This window comes from Bifidobacterium parmae, assembly GCF_002860365.1.
Classification (GTDB): Bacteria; Actinomycetota; Actinomycetes; order Actinomycetales; family Bifidobacteriaceae; genus Bifidobacterium; species Bifidobacterium parmae.
The window spans coordinates 61,727-86,921 of the sequence record NZ_NMWT01000001.1; the positions used below are offsets into that span (position 1 = coordinate 61,727).

The window sequence follows — 25,195 nt, forward strand, 5'->3', positions numbered from 1 at the left end:
ACACTGGTGCCCATGGCTTTGACCCCGGAACAACTCGCTGACATCCGCACCCGCATCCCCGCCCGTCCCGAGACGGACGTGCCCACCCCGTACGAGGATCTCGTGCGCCGGATCCTCACCGAAGGCACGCTCAAGTCGGACCGCACCGGCACGGGCACGATCTCCCTGTTCGGCCAGCAGATCCGCTTCGACCTGTCCGACGGCACGTTCCCGCTGCTCACCACGAAGACCGTGTTCTTCAAGGGCCTCGCCTACGAGCTGCTGTGGTTCCTCAAAGGCTCCTCGAACGTGCGTTGGCTGCAGGAGCGCGGCGTGCACATCTGGGACGAGTGGGCGGACGAGAACGGCGACCTCGGCCCGGTCTACGGCGTGCAGTGGCGCAGCTGGCCGGCCCCCACGCCGGACGACCCGAACCGCACGATCGACCAGATCGCCAACGTGATGGACCTCATCAGGCATCACCCGGATTCGCGCCGCATGATCGTCTCCGCATGGAACCCGGCCGAGGTCGAGCACATGGCCTTGCCGCCCTGCCACGCGCTCTTCCAGTTCTACGTGGCCGACGGCAAGCTCAGCTGCCAGCTCTACCAGCGCAGCTGCGACATGTTCCTCGGCGTGCCGTTCAACATCGCCTCCTACTCGCTGCTCACCCTGATGATGGCGCAGCAGGCGGGCCTGGAGCCCGGCGAGTTCGTGTGGACCGGCGGCGACTGCCACGTGTACGACAACCACATCGAGCAGGTCCTCGAACAGCTGTCGCGCGAGCCGTACCCGTACCCGAAAATCGCGATCGACAAGGCCGACTCGATCTTCGACTACGAATACGAGGACTTCCACATCCTCGACTACCGCCACCACCCCACCATCAAGGCGCCCGTCGCCGTCTGACATTACACTTCTGTTCCAGTCCAATCCCACTCAAGGAGTCCGAAATGGAGCATGACAGTAGCCGAAGCGGCTATCACGAACCCGAGCCCGGGGACGCCGGGCTCGACGAGACCGAGGACTGGGGCGACGATTTCCCCAAGACGTTCTCGGTGAACCTCATCTGGGCCGAAGCCCGCGACAAGGAAGGTCGTGCGGGGGCCATCGGCCTGGAGGGCGGCATGCCGTGGCATCTCGCCGAGGATATGAAGCATTTCAAGGAGCTCACCGTCTCGCACCCGGTGATCATGGGTCGTCGCACCTGGGAGTCGCTGGACCTGCGCTACAGGCCCCTGCCCAACCGCGACAACATCGTCGTCTCCCATGACCACCAGTATCGTGCGCCCGGCGCGACCGTGGTCGACAGTCTGGAGGATGCGCTCGACCTGGCCCGCCAGGAGGCGATCCCGGACGACGGCCTCGACCGTTCCGAGATCTGGGTGATCGGCGGCGCACAGCTGTTCGAGGAGGCGCTGCCGCAGGCGAACAAGGTGTTCGTCACCCTGCTCGACGCGGCCGTGGACGCCGACACGTACGCGCCCGACATCGCCGCGCTCGCGGACGACGACCACGCCGGCTGGCAGGTCGCCGACCGTTCGCCGTGGCTGGAGCCGAAGAAGCCGGAATCCGGCATCGCACGCTACCGTTTCATCAAGTACGTGCGTTCGGCGCGCTGACGTCCGCACCGTCCGCGACGACCTTTCCGAAGAGCCTCCCGCACCTTGCCGCGCGGGAGGCTCTTCTCGTTGTGCCGGTACAATCCTTGTCCGTCGATATCAGATACCGGACCAGCGTAAGGAGCGTGCCATGGCCGAGGAACGCGGCAAGGACCGCAAGCAGAAGAAGTACACCGTCATGACCGTGTGCACCGGCAATATCTGCCGGTCGCCGATGGGCGAGATCATCCTGCGCCACTACTTCGACGAGCGTGGCCTCTCCGACCGCGTGGACGTCGAGTCCAGCGGCGTCTCCGACGAGGAGTGGAGCCACCCGATCGACCCGCGCGCCGTGCACGTGCTGCGCGAACGCGGCTACGGCGACGAGATCCCGCGCGACCACTTCGCGCATCGGATCAGCCGCGACGAGATCAACCGCACCGACCTGTTCCTGCCGATGACCGCCTCGCACATGCGCGCATTATTGCGCATGCTGCCACCGGCGAAGCGCGCCGAGGTCCACATGTACCGCAGCTTCGACCCGAACCTGCCGAAGCCGCCGGCCGGCCGCGAAGACACGATCGACCTGGTGGACCCGTGGTACGGCGGCCCGCACGAGTTCGAGGTCGCCATCGATCAGATCGAGGAAGTCGCCCCCTACATCGTCGACTGGGTGGCGAAGCGCCTCGACGCGTAGCCCCCCACTCCCATGGTGCGGTAACACACAATCTCCATAACGGCGGAATCAAGCCGTTTTCGTCGACCGCACCATGGGAGTTTCACCGCACCATGGGATGTGGGTGATGCTGGGATTGCCGCATCGCGTCGGCCGTCCTCCATATCACATCCTCGACGCGCCGCAGCTCCGACTCGCGGCTGACCGTGCGCCATTGCGCGGCGTATGCCTCCATCCACGATTCCAGCGCCGCGGCGAGCGTCGCGTCGCCGGCATGCGTCGCGTCGTCGCCGTCGCACATCCGCGCGAGCCGCAGGCCGACGCGGTTGAGCAGCCGCTGACCGTCGACGGCGATGCGGAACGCCGCCGCCGCGTCCGCCGCGCGCGATCGCGCAAGCGCCGTCGCGAGACGCGCGGCGCACTCGCGCAACGTCGCGTCGGCGGCGTCGAATCCCGCGACGATGCCGCGCGCCCGCGCGTCGGCGAGTGCGGGCATGCCGGTCTCCAGCCACGTGACGAGATCGTCCCAACCGAACAGCGTCGCCCGTCGCGCCGCGGCGAGCGACGGTACCAGCGTGCCGTCGATGTCGCCGTATGCGACGCGCGAGATGCGACGGAGCATGTCGGTCTCATCGGCGATGCGCCCCGGCGCCCACGATTCCTGTGCGCCGACAATCATGCCGGGGACGGCCATGCGCGGGTCGTTGACATGGCCGAAATCGCCCCAATCGGTGACGAGCAGGCCTTCGGCTTGGTATTGCGTGCCGTAGCGGGCCATGCGGGTGATGTTGTTCCACGCGTCGTCGATTCGCGGCAGGAGCGCGTTCCAGCACCATACGGCCGGGCAGACGATCTGCGTGGCGCCGGATTCGGCGACGGTGCGGATCTTCCCGTCGTCGACCTGCGGGTCGTACTGCCAGTTGAGCAGGGTGACGGTTTCGGGGAGCCGTTTCAGGATTTCAGGGTGTTCGAGGGCGATGTCGCCCCACATCATCGGCCGTTTGCCCTGGGCTTCGAGGTGGCGGCACAGGCGGGTGACGTAGTCGGCGTACATGGCGGCGACGCCGATCCGCTCGGCGAGGGGTTTGGAGCGGCCCCTGCCGAGGTCGAAGGTCTCGTCGGCGCAGATGTTGAATTTGCCCGAGCGGAACAGCTGCAGATAGTCGTCGATGAGCTTTGTGGACAGGTCGAAGGCGCGGTCGTCGCTGATGTTGAGCGTGTGGTGGCGCATGCGGTCGATGAACCCGAACGGCTCGTCGGCGGTTTCGGGGAACTCACCGAGATCGCGGAATGTGTGCGTGCGCAGGGCCATGTAGAGATGCCCGAACGTGGAGACGGACGGGACCAGCTCTATGCCCCGTTCGGTGCAATAGTCGTCGAATTCGAGGATGTCGCGCGGGGCGAGCGGGCTGGAGCCGCGCCAAGTCTCGCTCATCCCGTCGAAGCGGAAGGTGTGTTCGACGTAGAGCTGGAGCTGGTTGTATTTGTACAGGCAGAGCTTGTCGGCCCAGGTCTTGAGCCAGTCGAGGGTGGGGACGCGGCCGCGGGTGACGTCGAGGTAGTAGCCGCGCGTGACGAAGGCGGTCTGGTCCTTGATGTGCAGGCGGGGCAGGGCGGCGCCGCATTGGCGGATGAGTTGGCGCAGGGTCTGCACGCCGTTGCGCACGCCCTCGGAATCGGTGCCGGTGACGGTGATGGCGTGTTCGGTGATGTCGAGCGTGTATGCGCCGGGGGCGGTCGGCGCGGTGGCGGGGGCGCGCGTGTCGGCGGTGGTGAGGCCCGCGACGGTGAGGGTGATGGAGCCCGGCCACCGGTCGCCGGTGGCGATGCCCCAATCGAGGCCCGTGGCGTCGCGGATGTCGTCGACGAGCTGCATGGCGAGTACGTGCCGGTCGTCGCCGACGGTTCGCGACTCGTTGACGCGGCCGTTCAGCGGCAGCAATGTGACGCCTGCGTCGCGCCGCAGGGTGCGCGGCGTGGGGATGATGTGCCATGTCGTCGTGTGTGGGGTCTCCCGCGTCGTCGTGGTCGTGTCGTCGTCCATGAGGCTCCTTCGCTTCGCGTACCCACTCATTGTCCCACGGGTATCGAAGACGCGGATGCATGCCGTCATGCGCGTTTCTTAGGTACATGCCACGCTGCTTAGGTACGTCCTCGTCCGGTATACCGACGTCATCGTGGAATCTGAGGCCTATGTCTCGGGAGATACCTACCTAAGAAACGCACGATGTACCTAAGAAACGTGTTGGCGGTCCGTAGGTGGGGAGTGGTGCCAGCCTGATGTTACGAGTCGCCGTCCAAAATCCGTCCAGAACGCGGGACTCGTGGCAAACCTGTATCAAAACCATACGAAAAGACCGGCGGAATCGTTGGGATTCCGCCGGTCTTGGCCTTGTACCCCCAGAGAGGGGGATACGGCCCAGCGTCGTACAGGTCCATCTCCACCACTCCGGGGGCAAATAAATTTACCTTCATTACTTACAAAATCAATCATAGCAACGGTTCCCGCTTTCTTCCAATAGACACGCAAGCAGTGTTGCTCCTTATCGTCATCTTCATGCGGCTGATGGTCGAAACGACCTGTGACGAGTGATCGAATCAGCCTAAACCTCAATGATTGCAAGGCCTAAGGCACTAGAGGTGCATTTTTAGGTGCAATGGCTCACTGAGAGCGTATTCGGCCACTTGGTGGCATTTTTGGTGGCATTTTTCCGAGGCCGTTATGCCATGCCATCGATCTTGGATTCAGCACAAGGAGCATCATCATGTCCGCGAGGACGAAGAAGGACAGTATGGGGCCGTCGCCGGGGCGGCGGAGCAGGTTCGGCACCGTGACGCCGCGCTACGATACCGCAGGCAATCTCGTCGCCTGGCAGGTGCGGTACCCGGACCCGAAACGACCGGGCAAGAAGGTCCAGCGTCAGTTCAAGCCGGACATGGAGCACGAGGCGCACCAGTGGCTCGAAGAGGAACGGCATCTGGTGGAACTGGATCGCAAGAACATCCAGGAATGGGTCCATCCGTCAGAACGCCGCCGCAGGAAGCGCGCGAACCTGATCTCGTTCGAGGATTACGTGACCCGGTGGGCGGAAGGATACCGGCTGCCGAACGGCGAGAGGATAGCCGGCGGCACGCGCCGGAACCTGTATCTCGACATCGCGCACTTCATGCCGGGCTTCAAGGGCAAGCTCCTGACCGAGATCACGCCGAAGGACATCAAACGCTGGTACGACGCGCCGCACCCTGAGGGGCAATGGGCGTTCCGCCGCTCATGCATGCGCCTGAAGGCGGCGTTCGCCAGCGCCACGAAGATGAGTATGGACGGCTCCCCGCCGCTGATCCGCGACAACCCGTTCATCCTGCCCATACCACCCGCGCCACGATCCGCCAGGGAGGACGTTCCACCGGTCACGCCGCTGGAACTCAAGCTGATCGCGGAGAACATGCCCGACTACACGAGACTGGCGGTGATACTCGCCACGCTCGTCGGAGGCCTCCGTTGCGGCGAGCTGTGCGGCCTGCAGATCAAGGACATCGACCTGAAGGCCAAACGCCTGACCGTGCGACATTCCGTCAACAGGGGCTATGCGGATCGCGGTTCGACACGCATCGCCAGGACCAAGACCGACTCCAGCCGGCGCACCGTGCCCATCCCCGACGGACTCGTTCCCCTGATTCACGACCACCTGCTCAGGCACTGCGAATGGACGGACCCGGAAGCCATGGTCTTCCGCCCCAGACGAGCCTCGGTGATGAGCCAGACCACCCTGGAGGCCCAGTTCCGCAAAGCCAGGGAGAAAGCCGGCCGCCCCGACCTGACCTTCCAATCCCTGCGAGCGAGCCACGCGACCCTGCTCATGCTCAAGGGCGGCACTCTGCGGGAAGTCATGGACGAACTCGGCCACGTCAGCGAGAAGGTCGCCATCAAGCACTACCAGCGCATCGTCGCCCGACACCGCAACCAGATCGTCAACCAACTCGCCGAAGACTTCATCAAAGCAGCGCAATGACCACATGCAGACGAATACGGATTGAGACGCCCTGTTGCCCGGTGTATACAGAACTATTCCCAATCTGGAATAGTTCTGTATACAATAGGAATATGGCTATCAGAACGAATCGGACGCTGCTCACACGGCGGGAAGTCGCCCGTAGGCTCGGAGTGAGCGAGCGACGGGTCAGCGCGCTTCGCGCTGCTGGCCGGCTTGAATCTCTTTCCGTGGGAGGCGGCTCGCTGATTACGGAGGATTCCGTACGTCGCCAAGCACAGTGGCAGGGTGCGGATGGGCGTCCTTATTCACCAGACATGGCGTTCGGGGCGCTATACATGCTCAGCGGGCTCGACGCGCCATGGCTGGGCCGGCAGCAGCGATACCGGCTCAGGGGATACCTGAGGCAGATGGATGCGGAGAATCTGACCCGTCTCGCGCGCAGGCGTGCGACGACGGTCGAATACTGGTGCAGGGACTCCAACCTCGACAAGGTCGAAACCCTCATCCGTCCCTCCGCCGCCACCGGAGCATTGGCCGCCTCGTTCCAATTGACCGCCACAGACGTGGTGGAAGGCTACGTCACCGCCGATGCTCTGAACGACGCCATTCGGCAATGCCGGTTGAAGCAAGGCGCGACTCCGGTCCGGGTACGGCTCCATGTCACCGACGATCTTCCCGCCGGTGAGGGCCCTATGCCTCTCGGCGTACGTGCGGCCGACCTGGCCGAATCCAACGACCCGAGAGAACGCCGCGCCGGCATGGAAACCCTTCAACAGCTGATCGACGAATATCATCGCAAGGAGCATCAGGCATGATTCCGACAATCCGCATCCCCAACACGGGCCATCCGTGGAATACCGTGTACGCGGTCGCCGCGGCGAACATCCCGGAATCATGGCTGCTTACGGGCGGGCTCATGGTCCAGCTGCACGCCATCATGGGCGGATTGACAGCACGACCCACCACCGATGCCGACCTGCTCGCCGACCTCATGGCGGATCGACGCGGCATCGCCAGACTGCGCGGCATTCTCACCTCTCGCGGGTTCGAGACGCAGCCGGGCACGCTGACCGGATACACGACCCGCATGATCGCGCCGAACGGCGACGTCGTGGACCTGCTGGTCGCCGATCACCTTCCCAAGTTCCTTGGGGCTGACGCGACCATCGCCGGCACACCGGTGCTATCCATGCCGGGCGGCGCGCAGGCAGTGGAACGCAGCATGCAGGTCCAACTCATCGATGACAAGGACGGCGCCGAAGTCGTGGTTCGCATCCCGGACCTGCTCGGCGCGCTGATACTCAAGAGCGCGGCCTACAGCGCCGACCACGCCGGCTACGGTGACCGTCACCTCTATGATGCAGCCATGCTCGCATCCCTCATCCCGGATCCCGATGCGGAGCTCGCACGCTTGCACAGCGGCACCGACCGCAAACGCATCAGACTCCTGCACGACAAGCTCATCGAGGATTCCCCGTACTGGGACAACCTCGATGAATCACACCGTCAAGACGGGCTCGACACTATTGAAACGCTCGCCACATGGTAATTGTCGGCAATTCCTTTTCTTGCAGATCCAGTTGTACCTTGCGAAAACCTTCAGATGAATGCGCCGTCTCGCATGGTGAGGGTGGTGTCGCATTGGGCTGCGACGCGTGGGTCGTGGGTGGCGAGGATGAGCGTGGCGCCTTGCCTGCATTGCGCGAGGAGCATGGTCATGATGGTGTCGGCGGTGTGCGTGTCGAGTGCTGCGGTGGGTTCGTCGGCGATGATGATGGCGGGGTGCATCACGGTCGCCCTGGCGATGGCGATGCGTTGCCTTTCGCCGCCGGACAGTTGCCTGGGCATGCGTCGTGCCTTGCCGGCGAGTCCGACTTGTTCCAAAGCGGCCGTGGCGCGTTGCTTGCGTTCGGCGCGTTTGATTCCGGGTTTCGCGTATTCCATGGGGATGGCGACATTGGCCCATGCGGGCTCGTCTTCGAGGATCGCGTAGTCCTGCGGGATGAAGCCGAACATGCGGTTGCGCCATGCGGAACGGTCCTTGTCGTTTTCCGGTGCCGGGAGTCCTTGCAGGAGCAGGGAGCCGGAGGTGGGTTTCATGGACAGGCCGATCATGCGCAGCAGGGTGGATTTGCCGCATCCGGACGGTCCCATGATGGCGATCGACTCCCCGGGCATGGCCTGCAGGGATATGTCGTGTACGGCGAGGAGCTGCGCCTGCCCGTCGGCGTATCGTTTGGTCAGGTTTCGGGCGTCTATGGTCGTCTGTGGCATGGTCGGTGCTTCTTTCATTGGATGTGTGTGGTTGCGCGTCGTGCGGCGATCGTCCAGACCAGGGCCGCCATGGCGAGGATGACGGCGATCATCGTCCGGGATGCGGTGGCCACCGGTTCCCCTATCAGCTGGAAGCATGCCAGTACCACGGCGGCGGGCAGCAGCATGCTGAGGATGAGTCCGGCGACGCGAATCGCCTCGTCTACGGCGGTGGCGCCGTAGAGCCGGCGGACGAGCATCGACGGCCGTTCCCGTGCGAGGGTCACGGACAGTGTCCGGATGATCACGATGACGGTGAGCGCGAGGAAGGCGGACAGTCCGAGTAGGTACATCAGCGCGCGCACGATGAGATCCCTGTCGCGTTGGGGTTGTTCCGTGTTCAGCCGGTGCGGCACGAGTATCAGGCCGGCGTCGCGGCTTCCCGTGATGAAACTGTCGAGCTGGGTTCGGGATGGGTTGAACATGACCGTTTTGGTCACCGCCTCTTCGAGTTCGATGTCGTTGAGCCGGTTCAATGAGCCCGGGTCGAGTCGGATGACGATGGTCCGGTCCAGGTTGATGCCGGCGGTGTTCGGGTCGAATATGGCCGCCGAGGCCGGCAGCGTGCCGGTTACCTTGACGTCGACGCCGGCGATATGCACGCTGTCGGGTGCCTGCGCCCGGTCCACCCGGTAGCCGATGGACGCGCAGGGCGCGTGGGAGCACAGGCCCAGCCGGGGGAACACGTCATCGACGTTGCCCATCAGGACGATGGCCGGTATGCCGTTGGCGAAATCGGGATCGTCGATCTCGACGTTGTTGACGATCGCGGCGTACCCCCTGCCCTGTTCCAGCATGTCCCGCAAACTATCCGTCACCTTGGGACTCGTCTTGCTCGGGGACTGCAGGAGGTATTGCGGGGAGAACGTGACCGCGTCGGCGGCCCGCAGACGAGCCTCGCCGCTGATCACGCTGGATTCGGTCAGCACATCGCTGAGCGTCATCGTGAACACGCTTCCCGCGAAGACGACGAGCAGCGTGATGCCGAGAATCGATCCCCATCGCCTCAATCCCATGCGGACGCCGGTCATCAGTTCATGGATCATCGTTCCACCTCGTCATTCGATCGTATGCCGAGCCATTCAGCCAACGCCGTCACAAGCGCCGTCAGGACCGTGCCGCTGATAAAAGCTGCGGCGAACGCGGCCGCCGGGCCGATGCCGGTCCTGCCCGACACCACGGTGATGAGCACGGCGCTCAACATCGTTCCTGCCAGCACGCCGGCCACGATCGGGGCAACGGCCTCGCGCACCCGGCCCGCCCACACCTGCCTGCCGGTGGCGCCGAACAGCCGTCTGACATGCAGGTCCGCCTTCCTCGCCGTCTCCATCGTCATGACGCACACGCAGGCGCAGACCAACGCTAGTACCAGAAACAGCAAGGTGATGCCCACGAAGGAATCACCGGCAAGGGACGACCACAACGATTGCGCCTGCGGCTGCGTCACGTCCATGCCGCAGCGCACGAACAGGTCCGAGATCTCCCGGAGCCGCTGCGGGTCGCTCGTGTTCACATACACGCTGCCGGGAAACAAGGGAACCGCCCCCAACGGGAGCACATACTGCAGATTGCCGCCCACGTTCACCCCCGGAACCCTGGCGACGCCGCCGACGGAAAACCCCTGGGGCAGCAGCGGGGCATCCCCATGCTCGCGCCATTGGCCGGCCGAGAACGACGACTCGATCACACAAGCCATGCGACTGTCCATGTCCCGGCATCCGCGCGGAAGCGCATCGGCCCATCCGATGGAGGACCCCGACGACTGGAACACGATCGCCGGCCAACCGTCCCCCACGGAACCCTCCAACAGGGAAATACCGTGACCGGAAAGATACTCGGCCAGATCACGCGTCGCCTCAAGATTCTTCCCGTCGTCGTGCTCGGCATCCGCCGAAGCGGTCAGCACCAGTTGCGTCCGCGCATCGGACATGCCCCACTGCGAGCCACGCCAATCAAGAACGCTCCAGTACACAGCCCACGCAAGAAACGAAGACAACACACCCAACAGCAACGATATTGCGCAAATGGATGTAGAAAAAATCTTTAGATGATGGGTAATTTTTAGCATTCCGTATCTTTCCAATCACGGTATTTCTAGATGGGTGCAATAAGAAATGCGTCAGAAGTATTCAACGCCCCAGTAATAGTGCGTGACGTACTTATCGCCCCACAATACGGAATCCCAGACGGAGTCCGTCCTGCTTCGAACCTGAGTGTCTCCTGAATAGGAAGCAGCTGATGTATACAGGCGTCCGGTATCCAGACTGGGGCCGGCCTGTCGGGTGAAGCGCTGATATCCGCGACGCGCGTGACGCCCGCCATCATTATAGGAGGCCTGAATCTGTACATAGCCATTCACCTTGATGCCGCCAATGCTGCTTTCCCATGTGCGACCATAATTCGGACCGCCGGCAAAAGCGGTAGAGGGCAATGCGATGCCAGTTATACCCAGAATTGTCGCAAGGACAATTGCCGTAAATTTCTTTCGCACAATCATGATTACTCCTTTGTTTTTGTTGGGAAATTTGGAATGTGTAAAGGCATACGTAAAAACTAGATGGTAATTACTTTCCTTTCTGCTAGGTGTCGAAGCCCTATGACTTCATCTTGCAAGATTCAGTCTTCTGCCCAAGCGAGAGAGAAGCAATCAGAAAAGGAGTTATTGACATCTAGAGATGACTTGCAATACGTCAATCGCGGGAAGGGAGAGATACAACTAGCTGCTTCTATAACCCGCTTAAGGCCGATTATGTTTGTTTTTGTCATCTCTGGATGACAAAAACAAACAACGGTTCTTTCAGCATATCTGCCTACACTGGTTTTTGGTTTCAATCTCCCCACAAGGCGCACGCAGGGTGCGCCTTTTCGCGATCGAGGGAGATCAATATGCCGAAAATCAGGCATTCCCATGGAAACCATCCGCAGAAGCCTCCGCGAAGCAAGTGGGGAACCGTGCTGGCCCGTTATGACGGAACCGGCATGCTAATCGCATGGCAGGTTCGATATCCGAATCCATTAGAACCTGGCAAACGCGTCCAACGCCAGTTCAAGCCGGATCAGGAGCTCGAAGCCCGTAGGTGGTTGGAAGCCGAAAAGTATCTTGTCAGTCTCCATCGTAACGGCATCGCCGAATGGGTTCATCCAACGGAACGAAGCCGACGAAAAGCCGTCGCGGAAAAGAGCCGGACACAACGCAATATGCTGTTCCGCGACTATGTGATGCGATGGGCCGAGGAATACCGGCTGCCCGACGGCAATGGTATCGCCGGTGGCACGCGTCGCAATCTTTATCTGGACATTGGCCATTTTTTGCCAAGTCTTGGGGACCTGCCGCTTAACGAGATCACTCCGTCCATTATCAAGGCTTGGTATGATGCGCCTCACCCGGAAGGACGGTGGGCGTTCCGACGCTCATGCATGCGACTGAAGGCGGTACTGGAGTCAGCCACCCGTGGCGGATTGGACGGTTCGGAGCCATTGCTGTCCTTCAATCCCTTCATATTCCATATTCCGCCAGCGCCACAGCCCGCCCGCATCAATGTACCGCCGGTGACTCCTTCCGAACTGATCCTGCTGGCTGACGCCATGCCCGATTACACCAGACTGTCCGTATTCCTCTCGACTTTAGTGGGTGGTCTGCGATGTGGTGAACTATGTGGGCTTCAGGTGCAAGACATCGATCTGAACAGGCAGATACTTCATGTCCGGCACTCCGTGAATCGCGGTGACGCTGACAGAGGGGATCTCCAATTCGGTAAGACGAAAACGGAATCCAGCATCAGGAACGTACACATCCCGGATACCCTGATTCCTCTTATTCGACAGCACCTTTCTGATTACTGCGATCTGACACGACCGGATTCGCCGGTGTTCGTGCCCAAACGTGCAAGAATCATGTCCCAGACAACGCTGGACGGCCAGTTCGCCAAGGCCCGGCTGAAAGCAGGACGCCCTGATCTGACATTCCAGGCATTACGAGCCAGCCATGCAACATTACTCATGATTCAGGGTGGAACGTTGCGGGAAGTCATGAATCAATTGGGACACGTCAGTGAGAAGGTGGCTATCCGGTACTACCAGCTCACCGTCGCCTCACATCAGAGTCAAGTGGTTGACGAGCTTGCCGAATCATTTATGAGCGACATTCAGCGGCGTGAGTCCTAGACCAAAGTGATGCACCATCGCGATACGTGACTCACCTTCATATAGGAAATGCCGTGAGGGATCTGAATCTGGTCCCTCACGGCATTTCGGTCTCTGACTGGTCGAAGTCTCACAATCGCAGCATCAGACGGATTGGAAGCGCAGATAGTCCGTTAACTCCCACACCGTATCTTGCAGCCGACGAAGTTCGGAGTCTCGGCTGAGAGTACTCCATTGCGCCGCATACGCCTCCATCCAGATTTCCAGCGCTTCGGCAAGACGCGCCGTATCATCATGCTGAGATGCGGCACTTGACTGCAAAGAGTCGATGACCCCGACATCGGACGCAAGCTGGAGACCAACTCGGTTCAACAGTCGTTGCCCCTCGATGGCTACGCGGAATTCAGCGGCGTTTCCTGCGATTCGCGGTCCTGCGGTCGCGGTGATCGCGGAGATTCGACGGGCGCTGGTCTGCAGAAGGTGATCTGCGGTTTCACCGAGCGAGATGTGGTGCTTCAGATAGCGGAGCAGCATCCGTCGGGATTCCACAAGTGACGGTGCCCGGCTTCCGTCCTGAAGGGCGCGGATCACATCGTCTGGTCGTTCGTTTTCCGGCAGCAGTCCTGGGATGGTTTGCAGGACACCGGTGTTGACGCCGCCCCGTCCGTCATCAAGTTCCAGCCAAGTGATCAGGTGGTTCCATTGGAAGCAGGCCGCATGGCTTGCGCGAGCAAGGATATCAAGCAGTTCTCCGCTGGCGTCGTGGTATTCGAGTCGGGAGATGCGTCGGAGCATGTCGGTCTCGTCGGGGATGCGCCCGGGGTTCCAGGATTCCTGTGCGCCGATGATCATGCCGGGGATGGCCATGCGCGGGTCGTTGACGTGGCCGAGGTCGCCCCAGTCGGTGACGAGCATGCCTGCCGCTTGGTATTGCGTGCCGTAGCGGGCCATGCGGGTGATGTTGTTCCAGGCGTCGTCGATGCGCGGCAGGAGCGCGTTCCAGCACCATACGGCCGGGCACACGATCTGTGTGGCGCCGGATTGGGCGACGGTGCGGACCTTCTCGTCGGTGACCTGCGGGTCGTACTGCCAGTTGAGCAGGGTGACGGCTTCGGGGAGGCGCTCCAGGATCTCGGGGTGTTCGAGGGCGATGTCGCCCCACATCATCGGCTGTTTGCCTTGGGCTTCGAGGTGGCGGCACAGGCGGGTGACGTAGTCGACGTACATGGCGGCGACGCCGATCTCCTCGGCGAAGGTCTTGGAACGACCCCTGCCGAGGTCGAAGGTCTCGTCGGCGCAGATGTTGAACTTGTCGGAGCGGAACAATTGCAGGTAGTCGTCGATGAGCCGGCATGACAGAGTGAAGGCGCGTTCGTCGCTAATGTTCAATGTGTGGTGGCGCATGCGGTCGATGAATCCGAACGGTTCGTCGGCGGTCTCGGGGAACTCGCCGAGATCGCGCAGGCTCCGGGTGCGCAGGGCCATGTAGAGGTGACCGAACGTGGAGACCGACGGCACCAGCTCGATGCCCCGTTCGGCGCAGTAGTCGTCGAGGTCGAGGATGTCGCGCGGGGCGAGCGGGCTGGAGCCGCGCCATGTCTCGCTCATGCCGTCGAAGCGGAAGGTGTGTTCGACGTAGAGCTGGAGCTGGTTGTACTTGTAGAGGCAGAGTTTGTCGGCCCAGTGTTTGAGCCAGTCGAGGGTGGGGACGCGCCCGCGGGTGACGTCGAGGTAGTAGCCGCGCGTTTCGAAGGCGGGCCGGTCCTCGATGTGCAGGAGGGGCAGGGCGGCGCCGCATTGGCGGATGAGCTGGCGCAGGGTCTGCACGCCGTTGCGCACGCCCTCGAAGTCCACGCCCGCGACGGTCACGCCATCCGGGGTGACATCGAGCGTATACGAGCCGGACGGGTGTGCATGGGGATTGTCAAGTATGGTCAGGGTGATGAATCCCGGCCAGCGGTCGCCCGTCGCGATGTCCCATTCCAATCCGGTGGCTGCGCGGATGTCGTCGATGAGTTGTGCGGCGAGTATATGCCGATCGTCACCGACCGTGCGCGCTTCGTTGATTCGTCCGCACATTGGCAGCAATGCGATGCCTGCTTTATGCTGCATGGTTTGCGGCGTGGGGATGATGGTCCATCCTTGCAGGAGTATTTGGCCGTTCATGGGAAGTTCCTTTCTTGGCATATCGCTAAGGATTGTTGTGAGGTTCGTTTGGCCCTGAGATGGCAGTGCGGTGTCGAGGCCATTTCGCGGATATGGTCCCGACACCGCACATGCTGCCGATCGATTCGGTTGGGTTATTTGACGGCTCCCGTGGTGACGCCCTTCATGATGTTCCTTTGAATGATCATGAAGAAGATCACGACGGGCAGGGAGAAGATAACGGATGCGGCCATCTGCCCGCCGAAGTCGGTGCCCATGGTGGGCGTGGAGAACGAGGAGAGCCACACGGGCAACGTATACTTCGCCTGATCCTTCATAAACGTGTAAGCGGTCATATAGTCGTTCCACGCGTTGATGAACGCGAACACGGACGTGGACACGATGCCGGGCGCGGCCAGCGGGAAGGTGATCTTCCACAGGATCTGCCAGTCGTTGGCCCCCTCAACGGCCGCGGACTCGAAGATGTCCTTCGGGATGTTGAGGAAGAAGCCGCGCATGTTCCAGATCGCAAACGGCAGGACCATGGCGATGTACGCGAGGATCAGGCCGCTGTACTTGTTCAGCAGGCCGAACTGGTTGAAGATGATGAACTGCGGGATGATGCCGCCCGAGGTCATCTGGATGGCCAGCACGAACACCATGATCGCCTTGCGGCCGCGGAACCGGTAGAGGGTCAGGGCCGCGCACGCGAAGAACGCGAGGACGATCGACAGGACGATCGACACGGCGGTCACGATCACGCTGTTCTTCAGGTTCGTCAGGAAAGACGTCTGGGTGACGGCCACCATGAAGTTGTCGATCGACAGCTTCGCGGGCCAGAACACGGGCGTGGCGGTCATGATCTGGTTGCGCGGCTTGATCGACGTGACGAACATCCAGTAGACCGGGAAGATCCACACGATGCAGAACGCGACGGCCAACACGATCGTGCCGATGCGGCGCAGCCGTGAGGAAAGGCTGCGCTTGGCTCGCGGCGCGGCAGAGGTTATGGTTGCGGTGGTCATCACAGGTCCTCCCCGGATTTGAGCAGGTATCGGATGTACACGCTCGTCAGGGCGAGCAGGATGAGCGTGACCAGCACGCTCGCGGCGGCGCCGGTGCCGATGTCGAACGACACGAACGCCTTCTTGTAGGTGAAGATGCCGATCGTCGCGGTCGTCTCGCGGGGGCCTCCCTGGGAGACGAGCCAGATCTGGTTGAACACGTTGAAGTCCCAGATCACCGACAGCATCGTGATGACCATCAGGCTCGGCTTGATCAGCGGCACGGTGATCTGCCAGTAGCAGCGCAGCTTCGAGCAGCCGTCCAGCTGGGCCGCCTCAAGGCAGGACTTGTCCACCTGCGTGGTCGCCGCGTACAGGTTGATCGCGATGTACGGGACGGCCTGCCAGACGACCAGCAGCCAGATCTCCAGGAACGCGAGCCACGTGTTGTCGGTCCACGACAGGTTCGTCACGTCCCCGAACAAATGGGTCTGGGTCAGCAGCCAGTTGACCACGCCGTACCCCGGCTGGAACAGCCACTTCCATACCACCGACGAGGCGACGTTCGGCATGGCCCACGCGAAGATCAGCACGAACGTGACCAGCCAGCGCATCACCGGCCCCAGCTTGGTCATCAGCTGGGCCACGCCCATGCCGATCAGCACGCTGCCGGCCACGAGGGCGGCAGCGAACCCGAACGTGCGGGCCAGCGACTTGTAGAACTCCGGGTCGGTCAGCACGTTCTCGTACTGGTCGAACCCGACGATGTTGAACGAGCCCGTGAACAGGGTCTTCTGGTTGAAGTCCGTGAACGACGTGAAGACCAGGAAGATCAACGGCACCACGACCAGCGCGATGATGATCACGCCGGCGGGTGTCAGGAGCCACAGGGGCGTCAGATTGCGACGCCGCTTCACCACGGGGACGGCGGCAGCCGTCGATTGCGCATTGCTCATCACGCTTCCCCTACTTCTTCGCGTACAGGGAGTCCGCATGCTCGTCGAACGACTTGGCCGCGGCCTTGGCCGTGGTGGCGCCGGTGGCGATGTCGCCGAAGCAGTTCAGGGAGCTGTCGTTCTCGATGGTCAGCCATTGCGGTGACGCCGGCGTGGCCTTGGTGTTCTTCGCCGACTCGAAGAAGCCGGTCAGGTAGGACGGGAAGTCCGCGGACTTCATGACCTCGTCGAGGCCTTCGACGTAGTTGGGCATCCACCCGTCCTTGGCGAACACGTAGTCCTTCTGGATCTCGGGGCTCGCGGCGATCTTGATCCACTTGAGCGCCAGCTCCTGACGCTTGCTCTTCTGGGCGACGCCCCATACCGAGCCGGCCATCATCGCCGGCTGGAGCTTGCCGCTGGCGCCGGGCATGGGGAACGATCCCAGATCGTCGGTCGTGAGGTCGGGGTTGTACTGCTGGATGGTGCGGATGCCGGCGCTGTTGTTCAGGATCGCGCCGGTCTTGCCTTCGGCCAGCAGCTGGCTGAAGTCGGGGTTGCCGGTATCCAGCGAACGGGACGCCTCGGAGGACCACTTGTGCTGGAATTCCAGCCATTGGTCGATGCCCTTGAGCGAATTGTCGCTCGACAGGGTGCTCTTCCAGGTTCCGTCCGACTGCTGCTCGGCGAAGTCGCCGCCGGCATCCCAGATCCACCGTGCCGCCGACTTCCAATCGCGGCCGGGCATGTAGAACGGGGAGAAGTCCTTGTCGGTGTTCGCGTCCCGGAGCTTCTGCAGGTCGGCTTCAAGCTCCTCGTACGTGCTCGGCGGATTGTCGATTCCGGCCGCGGACCACATCTTCTTGTTGTAGATCACGGCGCCGGCGGCCCCCAGCGCGGGGATGCCGTACAGTCTGCCGTCGATGGTGGCGGGCTCCTCAAGACCGGACAGCCAGGTGTGCCCCTGCCTCATATCGTCGGCCTTGTCCGTCAGATCCAGCAGGCCGCCGCTCACGGCGAACCCGGCGACCTGCGTGTTGCCCAGATCGATAACGTCCGGCGGCGTGTCCGTGGACAGCGCGGTCGTCACCTTCGTGTTGATGTCGGCCCACACCTGGGTCTGCACATCGACCTTGACGCCCGTCTCCTTGGTGAACCGCTCGTTGATCGCCTTGATGGTGTCCTCGCTCTGGTCGCCCTGCATGATCCACACCGTCAGCTTGCCGCCCGCGGACGCATCCTGCTGCGATCCGCCGGACGGGGCTCCCATCGAGCATCCCGACAGGGTGAGCGCTGACGCGGCCGCCAAGGCGATGGCCGCGGAAATCCTCTTCGTTCTCATGGTGGTTTCCTTTTCCTGGAATGCCTGCCCGACGCCGCCGTTCGGAGGAATGGCGCGACGTGCCGCTGCGCACGACGGTCCCGGGTCCGTATCCGCCCGCGCTGCCATGCGTGGACGATGCTGTTTCGGACGCCGTCGCCGGCGCCCGAAACAGCGCCTGGGAACGTGATGTCACATCGTTCCTCGACATGACATCACGGCATGAATGACCAGAATTTTGTTAGTCATCCTTGCTTAATTCCCTTAGTTGGTTTCAACCTCCTTGATAGCCAAGGATATGACGCCTTTATCTTTTTTGCAAGTCAGTCGAACAAAATAAGGGGCATGCTACGGCCTTGCTTGGCGAAACCTGACGGAACGCGCGGCATTCGGCCCGACGCGCCGAAGGGGGGCGTTGCATCGGGAAGTGCGGTCAGCAGGCGATGAGGGATGCACCGAGCGCGCCGATCGGAATCGACGGGTCGGCGAGCCGCAGACGTTCCGTCAGGCGCAGACCCGCGATGAAACCGCTGGAGGATTCCCGCCTGCGCAGTTCCCCGCGCAATGCGTCAAGCAACGGGGAGCCGACGCGCGAGACGCCGCCCCCGATGACGATGACCGAAGGGTCCTCGCCCTGGGCGACGATCTGCACGACGTCGGCGAGGGCATGCAGCAGGATGCCGAGAACCCGCCCGGCTTCGGCATCGCCTCCTGCGGCCTTCGCGAGGATGTCGGGCAGCGGAGGATCCGCCATGGGCCACATGCGTCGCAGAGCCCCTCCCGAGCATGCGGTCTCCAGACATCCGCGTTGGCCGCATTTGCATGCCACGCGGTTGGAATCCACCGGAAGGTGGCCGATCTCCCCGAGGGCGCCCGTGTCGCCGCGTTCGACGAGACCGGCGCGGACGAATCCGGCCGCCAGCCCCGTCCCCAGGTTGACGAACGCCATCCTTCCCTGACGGAGCCGTTCGGGAAGCGTCCCATAGGCTCCCAGCGCGGCGGCGTTCACGTCGTTGTCCACCCACACGGGCAGACCGAGCACGCCGGACGCGCGGCCCCCGAGCTCCAGTTTCTCGATTCCGAGATTGACCACGTTCTCCACCTGCCCGGTGTCTCGGTGGACCAACCCCGGGATGCCGATGCCCACCGATCTCACATCACCGAACCTCATGCCGGCCACCTGCCGCACGATGGCGGCCACGTCCTCCACGACCTCATTGCCGCCCTTTCGGGCCGTCCTGCGTCCGGACGCGAGGATGGCGCCGGCCGCGTCGGTCAGCACCGCCTCGATCTTCGTTCCCCCGACATCCACTCCGACGCGCAGGTTCTCTATTTCCGTCGCGCCGCCGCCGTTCATCATCATGGCAATCTCCGTTCCCGTTGGACGGACTTCTCTTTCGTCCGCCGATCATTATGTTCGAAATCCTTACATATTGGATTCGGGAAGCGATGATACACCACGACATGCGCGCCCTGCGACGGCGGCCGCATCCATCAGGACGAGGCCGCCGCCGCGGACAGCCCGCGCCTGCCCACGATCTCGCGCAGAACCGAGACCGCCTGCCCCCGCAGGGTGGCGTCGTCGCCGAGCTCGCACCGGCGCACCCGTATGTTGCTCTGGTAGTCGTTCCGCGACAAGGAGTTGACGGTTTCGCCGCATGCGCCGAGCAGCGTCTCGCCGACGATGTCGGGAGGCCCGTAGACGGCGATGTCGTGAAGGTTCAGCAGGCTCGCCGGCATGGCCAGCGCGCTGCCGAGCCTTGCGCCGGCCTCGGCCAGGATGTCCGCGCGCCGCTCGGGATTCCGGCGGATGCGGTCGCGCAACGCGATGGCCGATACGTAGGTCTCCAGACAGCCGCGCTTGCCGCAGGTGCACGCAGGGCCGGCGGGATCGATCACGACATGGCCGATTTCGCCGGCCGCATGGTCATCGCCCTCCACGAACTCGTCGTTCAGCAGCACCGACGCGCCGATGCCCCGAGTGATCTGCACGAGCAGACAGTTGGGATTGCCGTGCCCGAGGAAGCGGTCGGCGAGCAGAGCCGCGTTCGCGTCGTTGTCCACTCGGACCGGCAACGAGAACTCGCCTTCGAGCATGTCGCGAAGCTCCACGTCATCCCAGCCGAGATTGGAACTGGAGATCACCCTCCCCGCGCCGGAAACCACGCCGGGGACGGCCACGCCGATGCCGACGAGCCCCGAACCGGCAAGCCGGATCATCTGGCCCACAAGCGAGAGCACATCGTCGAGATTGACCCGGTCGCCATCATCGAGCACGCGTTCGCGGCGCTCCACGATTCTGGCCCGCAGGTCCATCACGGCGCCGGTCATCACATACGGGCGGGACAGATCGACGCATACCAGACGAAGCACGTCCGCGTCGATGGCCAGCAGGGTGCCCGGCTTGCCCCGGCCGTCGCGCCTGCCCGACCCCAGTTCCCTCAGCAGGCCGTCGTCGATCATCTCGCCGGTCACATCCGTAGCGGTGGCGCGGGAAAGCCCCGTCTCCTTACACAGGTCGGCGCGCGACAGCTGCCGGTCGGGAAACAGTAGCCGGAACAGCAGTCTGCGGTTGTTGGCCCTTGCATCGCTGGGATTGGATTTAGCGTACATGGGAGCCCTCCTCGGGTGAGACGATTGCGGAAAATGCGGAATCACATTATCGGGACGGACATCCCGGCGTCATCCTCGAACGGCTTTCAGGATAACACCCATCAGGGGACTGACAATATGAAAACCCCGGCACTTTGACAAGTTTCCCATCTTTGTACATAATCATGTTCGACATCCAAACAAAATAGTTGCGACATACGGCCAAAGATGGTCGAGCACGGAAAGAAGACCAACATGAACAACACCACACGCGCAGCCATCGCCACGGCCGCCATCGGAGCGCTGCTCATCCCTCTCGCGGGATGCGGCAACACGACAACAAGCTCGGGCAAGACCGAACTGACGGTATGGTCGTGGGACGCCAGCATCGATCGCGCCGCCAAAAACTTCATGAAGGCCAACCCCGACATCACGGTGAAGGTGAGCAACGTCGGCAGCACCGAGGAGACCTACACCGCGCTCAACAACGCGGCCCAGGCCGGCAATGGCCTGCCCGACGTCACCCTGATCGAATACCTCGCCATCCCGCAGTTCGTGCACTCGGACACGCTCATGGATCTGAGCAAGGTCTACGACACCGTCAAGTTCAAGGACACGTTCACTCCCGGCACATGGAACTCCGTGAACATCAACGGCGGCCTGTACGCGATGCCTGCCGACTCGGGCCCCATGGCCTACTTCTACAACAAGGACGTGTTCGACAAGGCCGGTATCGGCCAACCACCGACCACCTGGGACGAGTTCTACGAAGACGCGAAGAAGATCCGCGCCACCGGCTCCTACATCACCTCCGACTCCGGCGACGCCGGCCTGTTCAACGCGATGATGTGGGCCATGGGCGGCCACGCCTACAAACTCAACGACGACAAACTGACCATCAATATCACCAAGGACAAGGGCGCCCAGCGGTTCATGAACCTCTGGCAGAAGATGCGCGACGAAGACCTCATCGACGTCCACACGAAGACCTGGACCGACGACTGGATGAAGTCACTGGGCGACGGCTCCATCGCCAGCCTCATCAGCGGCGCATGGATGGCCAACAACCTCCTGCAGGGCGTGCCCCAAGCCACCGGCAAATTCCGCGTAGCCCTCCTACCCACCATCGACGGAACGCCCATCAACGGCGAATACGGCGGCAGCGGACTGGCCATCACCAAGAAGATCCCCGACGGCAAACTCGACGCCGCCAAGAAGTTCGTCGAATACGTCACCACCAACGACGAAGGCATCGACGCCCGCGTATCCAACGGCAGCTTCCCCGCCACCACCAAGACCCTCGACCAGAAGGACTTCCTCGCCAAGACCACGCTCAGGAACGCCGACGGCAGCGACAACGAGTTCTTCGGCGGACAGAAATACAACGAGGTCTTCTCCCAGGCCGCCAAGAACGTCACCGGCAAATGGGAGTTTCTGCCCTTCGAACCCTACGCCCGCTCCATCTACAACGACAATATGGGATCGTTCTTCTCCGGCAAGACCGATTTCAGGACTGCTGCTGGCAAATGGCAGATAGCGCTAAGAAATTATGCCGCTGACCAAGGATTTGCATCGTTTCAAGATGAATAGATTACAAAGATGACTCCTGTAAGAAATTAGCTATGGTTCATATAGTATTATAAAGGAGTATATAAATTATACTCGTAATTAGATGGATACTTCATGTTAAGCACATTTCATAAATGTGTGAAATATTGACATGGGCCTATGTTTGAATTGAAGTCACTATTTCAGTTGTGTAAAAACACCCGATTTAATCCAATTGATTGCAATTTGGGTGCGGTTTGAAAGATGAAGTTTCGATAGAATTCGACTAACATAGCGTTTGACTGATTTGGTTTCCAGAAATAGTTTTTTTGCTATGTCTTCATTACTGAGTCCTTGTGCGATTAAGGCACATATGTCACGCTCTCTAGTAGTAAGACTCTTGAATGATTCAATAAATATATTTTGTTGGTCTTGAAAAATGAATTTGCTTTGTTGATATTCTACTAGTTTCTTTGTTATTCGTGGAGTAAGAATTTTACCATTTTCAAAAACAGCTTTTATCGATTCCATTAATTGTGATTTACTTATGTCTTTCAGTAGGAATCCGCTGGCTCCAGCGTCGAGCCCGCCGAAGGCGTAGTCGTCTTCGTCGTAGGTGGTGAGGATGAGGGTTCTGATGGTGGGCCAGTGTCTGGCGATGTGTCGGGTTGCTTCGATGCCGTCCATGCCGGGCATGCGCACGTCCATGAGGATCACGTCGGGCAATGGCCGGTGATTGGCATCCAACTGGTTGAGTGTGTCGATGGCGGATTGCCCGTTTTCCGCTGAGGTGATGACGGTGATGTCGGTCACGTCGTCGAGCATGAGCTGGAAACCGAGGCGTGCCAGTCTCTGGTCGTCTACGAGCATCACACGGATCATGGTTGAATCTTCCTTTCGGCCGGTTGCTTCCCGGTCATGTTCCCGGTTGGGGGAATGACCGCTTTGACCTGCCATTCGGTGCCATCGACCGGCCCATAGGCGAACGTGCCGCCGGCGTCTTGCACGCGCCGTGACAGTCCGGCCAATCCGGTGCCGTCATCGGGTGCGACGGCTTGCGCCGCACCGGTGGCTCCGTCGTTGCGGACGATGACGGTGACTCCGTTGGGCTGGTGGTTCCATGAGACGTTGAGATGCGTGACGTGTCTGCCGTGGCGGATGGCGTTGGTTATGGCCTCTCGGGTCACGTCGAAGCAGAGGTCCGCCTGGGGTTCGTCGTCGGCGCGGATGCCGGTTTCGGTGAATATGGTGATGATGCCGAGCGTGCGGGCATGTGCGAGGATCGGACGGATGTCATCCCATGAACGCATGCTCCGGGATCCCGGTTCAGCAGGGTCTTCGTCGGTCGTGTCGGTTTCAGTCAGTGCGCGCACGGCCTTGCGCGTGTCCGCCAGGCTTTCCCGTGCGATCTCGTTGATGCCTTTCAGGGCCTCGTCCACGCGCGGGTCGCCGGTCTTACCGCTCAATCCCTCGGATAAAGCGATGATCGTGGTCAACCCGTGACCCACGCTGTCGTGCAGCTGTCCGGCGATGCGCGAACGACGCACCGCGGCGTCACGCTGCTTGACGGCGGTCTGCGCGCGCCGGTGTTCCAGGCCGGCGGCGGCCGTGGCTCTCCTGGCTTGAACCATGCCGCGGTGCGCCAGGGCGATCGCGCCGGCGAGGGCGAGTAGGAGGATGCGGCCAGGCCATTCGCCGAGGAACTGGCTGGCGGGCCATGACATGAACGTCGCCAAGGTCACGGCCAACGTCGTCGCGAGGGATCCGATGTACATGCGGCGTTCCCCGGTCGTGCGCATGAACGCGTAAAACGCCGCGACCAGCTGGACCAGCAGAATCGAGTCCGCATGCCAGAAGGACAGCATTAGGGTCAGGACGAGCTGCGACATCAATGTGACGGACGGGACCCGGTAACGGAACATCAAGACCGAGCATGACAGGCACAGGGCCAGCAACAGCAGCACGAATCCGCCGGTCTGCTTGGCGAGCGTGTACATCGGGTCCAATGGGGTGCCGATTATGCGCTCCCACATGAGCATCATGACCTCGACCGCGAGCACGCATAATGGCATGGCTGTGGCCGTGACCCTGCCGACGTTCACCGTTTGCCGTTCCATACGATCCACTGTGCCGTCTCGCCGGGTCATCGGCGTGCTTACTGGGCGAGACAGTCCGCGCCGGGCATCAGGCAGCCGAGCATCGTGACCGAACCGGTGAACAACAAAGTGAATACGATGATGATGGCCAGCCATACGAACGGCGAGAGCAGCGCCCCGATCCATGCGGCGACGCGGCCGCCATGCTCCCATCCGTGCCCGTCGCGGCCGGTGATCCACGCGATCAGCACGCCGGGCAGGGACAGGAACAGTCCGAGCAGCAGGAATCCGACGATCGAATCGTTCGGCGCGGCTTGCAACGGTTGGGGCGGGTTCGGCCGGCCGGGCTCCGGGACGGGCGGTGACGCCGACAGGGGCTTGCCGGGTGACGGTTCGTGATGTGCGGGAATGTCCATGAGCGCCGATCCTTTTGAGTGTCATTGGAGCTTGTTGATGTTGATGGTGCCGTTGTCACCAGGCAATGCACTGATGGAGACCTTGACGATGCCGTCGTCGGCCGTGTAGTCGTATACGCCGGCCTGTTCCTCCTCGGTGGCGTTGCGGGTGAAGCCCGCGTCCTTGATCTTTCGCGCGTAGTCCTTCGCCTCGGCGATGGTCCATGACACGTCGATCAGATAGCCGTTGTCGGTCTCGTCCCTGATACGGGTCGTCACCCGATCGGGTTCGGGCACCCGGCCGGCATACTGGCCGTCCGGCCAGGAGCCTTGGACGGAGCCGCACGCCGCCAGCCCGAACAAGGCCGTCAGGATTAGCAGGAACGCGAGCAGCATGGACACCGGGGCTCGCCTCGGCATGGCCGTGTATCGGACAGGCATGATCTCATCCTCCT

The 25,195-nt window shown here is 62.1% G+C and carries 23 protein-coding genes; 8 read left to right on the forward strand and 15 right to left on the reverse strand.

The window, feature by feature from the left end; translation table 11 throughout:
* Positions 1-12: 12 nt before the first annotated feature.
* The 3 genes from Uis4E_RS00240 (at position 13) to Uis4E_RS00250 (ending at position 2,277) form a co-directional block, all read left to right on the forward strand.
* Positions 13-888, forward strand: a complete 876-nt coding sequence (locus Uis4E_RS00240; RefSeq protein WP_101621294.1) for a thymidylate synthase — start codon at positions 13-15, stop codon at positions 886-888.
* A 44-nt stretch (positions 889-932) separates the two neighbouring features.
* Positions 933-1,601, forward strand: a complete 669-nt coding sequence (locus Uis4E_RS00245; RefSeq protein ID WP_101621295.1) for a dihydrofolate reductase — start codon at positions 933-935, stop codon at positions 1,599-1,601.
* Between the two features lie 130 nt (positions 1,602-1,731).
* Positions 1,732-2,277 carry a low molecular weight protein-tyrosine-phosphatase gene (locus Uis4E_RS00250; protein WP_101621296.1) on the forward strand — a complete coding sequence of 182 codons (546 nt, stop codon included), beginning with the start codon at positions 1,732-1,734 and terminating at the stop codon, positions 2,275-2,277.
* 82 nt (positions 2,278-2,359) lie between these two features.
* Here Uis4E_RS00250 and Uis4E_RS00255 read toward each other — a convergent pair whose 3' ends face one another.
* Positions 2,360-4,300 (reverse strand): beta-N-acetylhexosaminidase, encoded by a 1,941-nt coding sequence (locus Uis4E_RS00255; protein ID WP_101621297.1) that lies wholly within the window; start codon positions 4,298-4,300, stop codon positions 2,360-2,362.
* 721 nt (positions 4,301-5,021) lie between these two features.
* Between Uis4E_RS00255 and Uis4E_RS00260 the strand changes: the two genes are divergently transcribed.
* The 3 genes from Uis4E_RS00260 (at position 5,022) to Uis4E_RS12115 (ending at position 7,797) form a co-directional block, all read left to right on the forward strand.
* The gene (locus tag Uis4E_RS00260; protein WP_094667163.1) at positions 5,022-6,266 is read left to right on the forward strand and encodes a tyrosine-type recombinase/integrase; all 1,245 of its coding nucleotides are present in this window, start codon (positions 5,022-5,024) and stop codon (positions 6,264-6,266) included.
* A 92-nt stretch (positions 6,267-6,358) separates the two neighbouring features.
* Positions 6,359-7,063, forward strand: coding sequence for a helix-turn-helix domain-containing protein (locus Uis4E_RS12110; protein ID WP_240542077.1), 705 nt, complete (start codon positions 6,359-6,361; stop codon positions 7,061-7,063).
* Entirely contained in the window at positions 7,060-7,797 is a 738-nt protein-coding gene (locus Uis4E_RS12115) for a hypothetical protein (RefSeq protein WP_240542078.1), read from the forward strand. Before Uis4E_RS12110 ends, Uis4E_RS12115 begins: the two co-directional genes overlap by 4 nt.
* A 50-nt stretch (positions 7,798-7,847) precedes the next feature.
* Here the strand turns inward: Uis4E_RS12115 and Uis4E_RS00275 are convergent, their stop codons facing one another.
* From Uis4E_RS00275 to Uis4E_RS00290, 4 genes are read right to left on the reverse strand one after another with little or no spacing between them, the layout of a single operon-like run.
* Entirely contained in the window at positions 7,848-8,522 is a 675-nt protein-coding gene (locus Uis4E_RS00275) for an ABC transporter ATP-binding protein (protein WP_101621298.1), read from the reverse strand.
* Positions 8,523-8,536: 14 nt separating this feature from the next.
* On the reverse strand, positions 8,537-9,607 hold the full coding sequence (locus tag Uis4E_RS00280; protein ID WP_101621299.1) for a hypothetical protein: 1,071 nt from the start codon (positions 9,605-9,607) through the stop codon (positions 8,537-8,539).
* The gene (locus tag Uis4E_RS00285) at positions 9,604-10,629 is read right to left on the reverse strand and encodes a hypothetical protein (protein ID WP_101621300.1); all 1,026 of its coding nucleotides are present in this window, start codon (positions 10,627-10,629) and stop codon (positions 9,604-9,606) included. The genes Uis4E_RS00280 and Uis4E_RS00285 overlap by 4 nt, the downstream gene beginning before the upstream one ends.
* Before the next feature lie 51 nt (positions 10,630-10,680).
* Entirely contained in the window at positions 10,681-11,058 is a 378-nt protein-coding gene (locus Uis4E_RS00290; RefSeq protein WP_044089000.1) for a hypothetical protein, read from the reverse strand.
* 389 nt (positions 11,059-11,447) lie between these two features.
* Here Uis4E_RS00290 and Uis4E_RS00295 point away from each other — a divergent pair, with 389 nt between their 5' ends.
* Entirely contained in the window at positions 11,448-12,725 is a 1,278-nt protein-coding gene (locus Uis4E_RS00295) for a tyrosine-type recombinase/integrase (RefSeq protein WP_043164767.1), read from the forward strand.
* A 123-nt stretch (positions 12,726-12,848) separates the two neighbouring features.
* On the opposite strand, the gene Uis4E_RS00300 is transcribed toward Uis4E_RS00295, so the two are convergent.
* The 6 genes from Uis4E_RS00300 to Uis4E_RS00325 form a co-directional block, all read right to left on the reverse strand.
* Positions 12,849-14,870, reverse strand: a complete 2,022-nt coding sequence (locus Uis4E_RS00300; RefSeq protein ID WP_101616317.1) for a beta-N-acetylhexosaminidase — start codon at positions 14,868-14,870, stop codon at positions 12,849-12,851.
* 134 nt (positions 14,871-15,004) lie between these two features.
* Positions 15,005-15,874: a carbohydrate ABC transporter permease gene (locus Uis4E_RS00305; RefSeq protein WP_043164770.1), complete on the reverse strand. Its 870-nt coding sequence runs from the start codon at positions 15,872-15,874 to the stop codon at positions 15,005-15,007.
* On the reverse strand, positions 15,874-16,809 hold the full coding sequence (locus Uis4E_RS00310; RefSeq protein ID WP_044088999.1) for a carbohydrate ABC transporter permease: 936 nt from the start codon (positions 16,807-16,809) through the stop codon (positions 15,874-15,876). Before Uis4E_RS00310 ends, Uis4E_RS00305 begins: the two co-directional genes overlap by 1 nt.
* A 10-nt stretch (positions 16,810-16,819) precedes the next feature.
* Positions 16,820-18,130: a sugar ABC transporter substrate-binding protein gene (locus Uis4E_RS00315; protein WP_043164773.1), complete on the reverse strand. Its 1,311-nt coding sequence runs from the start codon at positions 18,128-18,130 to the stop codon at positions 16,820-16,822.
* A 412-nt stretch (positions 18,131-18,542) separates the two neighbouring features.
* Positions 18,543-19,472 (reverse strand): ROK family protein, encoded by a 930-nt coding sequence (locus tag Uis4E_RS00320; protein ID WP_052119032.1) that lies wholly within the window; start codon positions 19,470-19,472, stop codon positions 18,543-18,545.
* A 131-nt stretch (positions 19,473-19,603) separates the two neighbouring features.
* Positions 19,604-20,722, reverse strand: coding sequence for an ROK family protein (locus tag Uis4E_RS00325; RefSeq protein ID WP_101616319.1), 1,119 nt, complete (start codon positions 20,720-20,722; stop codon positions 19,604-19,606).
* 234 nt (positions 20,723-20,956) lie between these two features.
* Here Uis4E_RS00325 and Uis4E_RS00330 point away from each other — a divergent pair, with 234 nt between their 5' ends.
* On the forward strand, positions 20,957-22,291 hold the full coding sequence (locus tag Uis4E_RS00330; protein ID WP_043164978.1) for an ABC transporter substrate-binding protein: 1,335 nt from the start codon (positions 20,957-20,959) through the stop codon (positions 22,289-22,291).
* A 156-nt stretch (positions 22,292-22,447) separates the two neighbouring features.
* Here the strand turns inward: Uis4E_RS00330 and Uis4E_RS00335 are convergent, their stop codons facing one another.
* Genes Uis4E_RS00335 through Uis4E_RS00350 form a run of 4 tightly spaced genes read right to left on the reverse strand, consistent with a single transcriptional unit; the run spans position 22,448 to position 25,181 of the window.
* Positions 22,448-23,131: a response regulator transcription factor gene (locus tag Uis4E_RS00335; protein WP_043164775.1), complete on the reverse strand. Its 684-nt coding sequence runs from the start codon at positions 23,129-23,131 to the stop codon at positions 22,448-22,450.
* On the reverse strand, positions 23,128-24,396 hold the full coding sequence (locus Uis4E_RS00340; protein ID WP_081886550.1) for a sensor histidine kinase: 1,269 nt from the start codon (positions 24,394-24,396) through the stop codon (positions 23,128-23,130). The genes Uis4E_RS00335 and Uis4E_RS00340 overlap by 4 nt, the downstream gene beginning before the upstream one ends.
* A gap of 8 nt (positions 24,397-24,404) precedes the next feature.
* Positions 24,405-24,761 carry a hypothetical protein gene (locus Uis4E_RS00345; protein ID WP_052119033.1) on the reverse strand — a complete coding sequence of 119 codons (357 nt, stop codon included), beginning with the start codon at positions 24,759-24,761 and terminating at the stop codon, positions 24,405-24,407.
* Positions 24,762-24,782: 21 nt separating this feature from the next.
* Positions 24,783-25,181, reverse strand: a complete 399-nt coding sequence (locus Uis4E_RS00350; protein ID WP_043164778.1) for a DUF6591 domain-containing protein — start codon at positions 25,179-25,181, stop codon at positions 24,783-24,785.
* Positions 25,182-25,195 lie beyond the last annotated feature (14 nt).